This window comes from Aeromonas sp. HMWF015 (assembly GCF_963878965.1).
GTDB classification, from domain to species: domain Bacteria; phylum Pseudomonadota; class Gammaproteobacteria; order Enterobacterales; family Aeromonadaceae; genus Aeromonas; species Aeromonas veronii.
The window spans coordinates 1-4,634 of sequence record NZ_CAWNZT010000302.1; the positions used below are offsets into that span (position 1 = coordinate 1).

Consider the following 4,634-nt stretch of genomic DNA (forward strand, 5'->3'; position numbering starts at 1 on the left):
TACCCTCACCTCGGGCGAGTGGGTCGATACCCCGCACGATACTTCCGAGAGCCTCAACGTGGTGCTGCAAGGGTTGCCGGAAGGTGCTCGGGTCTTTGATGCCAATGGCAAGGAGCTGACCCTCACCTTTGCCGGACTCGACGCCCATGGCAAGCCGACCTATCAGGTCGATGTCTCCGATTTTGGCAACCTGCTTATTCAGCCGCCCCATAACAGCACGGCGGATTTGAACCTGATCGCCAAGGTGGTGGTGACCGAGAACGATGGTGATCACAAGAGCTTCGATGTGCCGCTGCATATCAAGGTGGAACCGGAGATCGATGCCACCGACTACAGCAAGACCAGCCATGGCCTGGAAGATCAGTTCACCGTGCTGGACTGGCATCCGACCCTTACTGACGGCGCCGAGAAAGTCACGGCGCTGAGTCTCTCCGGGGTGGAGGATGGCTACCAGATCTGGCTGCGAGTCGGCGGTGTCGAGAGCCAGCTGACCGTGGTCAGTGGCAAGGTCACCCTGACTGCTGCCCAGCTCGACAGCCTGCTCAACGGGGGGCAACTGCTGGTGAAGGCGCCGGAGGATAGCGATCGGGATACCACTATCCAGAGCCATGTTACCGTGACCCAGCATGATGTGGATTCGGGCGCGGTGGCCGAGAAGGTGATCGATGGCAATCTGCATGTCGATATCCAGGCCGTGGTGGAGCCCGATGGCGTGCTGACCCAGAGCGGTGGAGCTCTCGTGGGGCAGAGTGGTGCTGATATAGACCTGACTGGACGCTTCGTCTTTACCGACCTCGATCCCTCGAGCGTGGAGGAGATCGACTATCTGGTGATCAACCTGCCGGTATTGAACGGTGGTGCAGGCGATCAGTTCGTGGTGGTTGGCGGTATCAACAACGGTAACGGCAGCTGGATCGTGCCGGCGGGCAACCTCGGCAGCTTCAAGCTGCATGCGCCGGACGGGTTTGTCGGCAAGGTCGAACCGATCCGCATCGATACCATGGTGATCGACCGGGGTGACGATGGCGATGCCAGTGCCCATGTCAAGGTGAGCCTGGAAACCAGTGCCGAATTTGAGAACACGCCAGTGACGCCCAAGACGCCGGCGGCGACTGTCGATATCGACGACAACGCCGTGCTGGTGGGCAAGGAGGATATCCGGGTTGATTTTGGTCAGCAGCTCAAAGGCGTGATCCATATCGGCGCCGCCGACCAGGCGAGCGACGAGGTGACCATTGTCCTTAAGGGGCTGCCAGCGGGCGTCACTATCAGCGGGGCCGAGTACAACATCTCGACCGGTGAGTACGTCATCAAGGTGCCGCCGTCACTGGCGGGCCTGGAAGGGTTGACCCTCGGCTTGCCACAGGACTTTGCCGGTTCGCTCAATATCGAGGTGAAGGTGGTCAACACGGATACCGCCAGTGGCGACATCAAGGTCGACAGCAGCATGGTACGGGTCGATGTCGCCCCCGTAGTCGATGTGAATGGTGGCCATGGCGAGCATCCGGAACTGACTCTGACCGTTCAGGACACCAACCAGGACGGGCAGCCGGACAATCTGGAAGATAGCAAGATCCACCTCGATCTCTCGGTGAAACTGGCCGATATCAGCCCCTCCATCGCGGGCGGCGGCCTCGAAACCGTGGAGCGGGTCACCATCACGGTGGATGCCAAATATGGTTACTTCATCGATGGCAGCGGCCAGCCGGTCAACACCCTGGTGGTCAACGACGTGGCTGCCCTCAAGGACTTGGTGTTTGTGCCCAAAGAGCACTTCAGCGGTCAGGTGCCGCTCGATATCCAGGTCGATATTCTGGATACCGCTACCACCGGCACGGCGCAAGCCAGCTGGAACGGGCATGCAGAATTTGAGATAAAACCGGTCAACGATCCGGCCAAGCTCACGGTGCACAGTGTCACGGGGAGCGAGGATGGCACGGCCAATTTTGCCGGATTTGGCGCAGCCCTTATCGACAACGATGGCTCCGAGCAGATCGTCGCGCTGCAGATCAAGGGGGTACCGGATGGCTTCACCCTGTCGGCTCCGGCGGTCAACAATGGTGGCGGCGTCTGGCAGATCCCGGTGGGGACCGATTTCTCCAAGCTGACCCTGATCCCGCCAGCTGATTTCAGCGGCACCGTGGATCTGTCACTGAGCGCCTTTACCCTCGACAAGGGGCTCACCATTCCACTCGAAACCAGTGGCAGCTTTACCGTTACCGTCAATCCGGTGGGGGATGCCCTTATCGCCGACATTCAGGGTCAGGCGAGCGGTACCGAAGGGGATGTGATTACTCTGGATCTGGGGCTGGAGACTCGGGATACCCAGCCAACCGGCGGCAGTGCGGGTAATGTGCATGAGAACAAGCCCGAGCAGGTGCGGGTCACCATCGAAGGGGTGCCTGATGGTGCCGAGATCCGCTTGCCAAATGGCGTGGCGGGGACGGTTGTTGATCTGGGTGGCGGTCGCTGGCAGGTCACTACCGAGGGCGGCAAGCTGGGTGCTGTCGAGCTGGTGACCAATGATGCCAACGGTGCACTGGATCTCAAGATCACCGCCCAGAGCCTCGACAACGGCGCCCTTGGCCCCGAGGTCAATGGCACCATCCATGTGGATGTAAGCCCGGTCAACGATGCGCCAATCAACGTATTGCCAACGACCCCTCAGGTCGCGCAGGAAGATCAGCCTTTTGTCATCCACGGTTTGCAGGTGAAAGATGTGGATGCGGGCAACAGCCCCATCAAGATCACCCTGTCGGTGGAGCATGGCACCCTGACGCTGCCTGCTGGCAGCGGCGTGACGGTGGTCGGCAACGGCACCGGTTCGCTGGTACTGACCGGCACGCTGGCCGATCTCAATGCCTTGCTCTCTGGTGGGGTCACCTATCAGGGCAACAGTGATTTCTACGGCAATGACGTCCTGACCATGGTCACCAACGATCAGGGGAACACGGGTAGTGGCGGGGCACTCAGCGATACCGATGTGCTGCCTATCGAGGTGCAGCCGGTCAACGATGCCCCGGTCAATCAGCTGCCTGGCAGCATGACGGTCAAAGAGGATGGTTCTCTGTCGCTCTCCGGCGTCAGCGTGAAGGATGTGGATGTAGGCAGTGCTCCTGTCTCCATGGTGCTGCGGGTCGAGCATGGTGTGCTGACCTTGCTGGGTGCAACCGGTGCCGTGATGGTGCAGGGGGCGGGTACCAGCGAGATCACCCTGGTGGGGTCGCTGGCTGATCTCAACCAGTTGCTGGCAAGCAACCTGCACTATGAACCGGCCAAAGATTTCTGGGGAGAGGATATCCTTACCGTCACTACCTCCGATCAGGGCAACACTGGTGCGGGTGGCCCGCTGAGCGACACCGATCAGGTGACAATCACTGTCACTCCCGAGCCGGATATGCCGGGTCTGACGGTGGATCAGCATGCGTTCCATGCCTTGCAGGGGGCCGTTATCCCCCTTGGCATCAATGCCAGCGTGGTCAATCCGGCCAACGGTGAACTCTCCATCCGCATCAGCGGCCTGAATGGGGCTCAGGTGCAGGATGAGCATGGTCAGAGTGTCGGTCATGCCGATAGCAATGGCGACTGGTTGATCCCGGCCGATCACTCGGTTCCGCTCTACTTCAGCGGTTTTGGTGACGGTGACCATGTGCTGGGGATCAGTGCCGAGTCGAGTGTCGGCGGCTCAACCGTCAGCACGCCCCTTGAGACCATCACGGTGCACGGCCAGAGTGGTCATGAGCTGGTCGGTTCCGATCAGGGGGATTGGCTGTTTGGCTCCTCTGGCGATGACCGTCTATTGGGGGGGCATGGCAACGACATTCTCACCGGCGGGGCTGGCAGCGATCTCTTCGTTTGGCAGCACGGGGACGAGGGGAGTCAGGGACAGCCCGCCATCGATACCATCACCGACTTCCATCCGGAGCAAGGGGACAAAATCGATCTGGCCGACATGCTGCAAGGGGTCACTGGCAATGGTGTCGATGATCTGCTCAAGCATCTCTCCGCCTCGGTGACCACGGGGAGCAATGGCCTGAGCGATGTGAATCTCTCGGTTTCCCCCGCGGGTGATGGCCAGATTACCCAACAGATCACCCTGAAGGATGTGGACCTGACCAGCTGGAATCTCACCAGCACCTCGTCCCACGATATCCTGCAGAGCATGCTGGAAGATCAGCATAGCCTGATCATCCAGCACCCCTGATAGCGTACGTGAAGCGTAAAAAAGAAGAGCCGGCAATTGCCGGCTCTTTGTTTATCTCTGCGTGGATTGTTTTTATGCGGCCGTAAGGGCCGGGGGGATTCAGGCCAGCGCCTGGGCCAGCAGGTGGATCGGATGTTCACAGCGGAAGCTGGTGCTCATCTCGATCTGCCATTTGCAGGTCTCGCAGTCGGTGATCACCAGATCGGGGGAGAGGCGATTGATTTGATCGAACAGCCCCTCGCCGATGGTCTGGCTGGTCTGGTAGTTCTCCGACTTGAAGCCGTAGGTGCCGGCGATACCACAACACTGGGACTCCAGCACCGTCACCTTGACCCCGGGAATGGCGCGCAGCAATTCGAGGGTGTAGATGACGCCCCCCATTTTTTCCATGTGGCAGGGGGTGTGGTAGGCGATGTGCAGATTGAGCGGC

At 60.2% G+C, this 4,634-nt stretch carries 2 protein-coding genes; one reads left to right on the forward strand and one right to left on the reverse strand.

Features of this window, described 5'->3' with window-relative positions; translation table 11 throughout:
- Positions 1-4,204: type I secretion C-terminal target domain-containing protein (locus tag AACS18_RS15590; protein ID WP_146184771.1), on the forward strand; the 4,204-nt coding region annotated here is incomplete at its 5' end.
- 99 nt (positions 4,205-4,303) lie between these two features.
- Here the strand turns inward: AACS18_RS15590 and AACS18_RS15595 are convergent.
- Positions 4,304-4,634 (reverse strand): heterodisulfide reductase-related iron-sulfur binding cluster (locus AACS18_RS15595; RefSeq protein ID WP_258228730.1); only part of this gene is annotated, 331 nt, incomplete at its 5' end.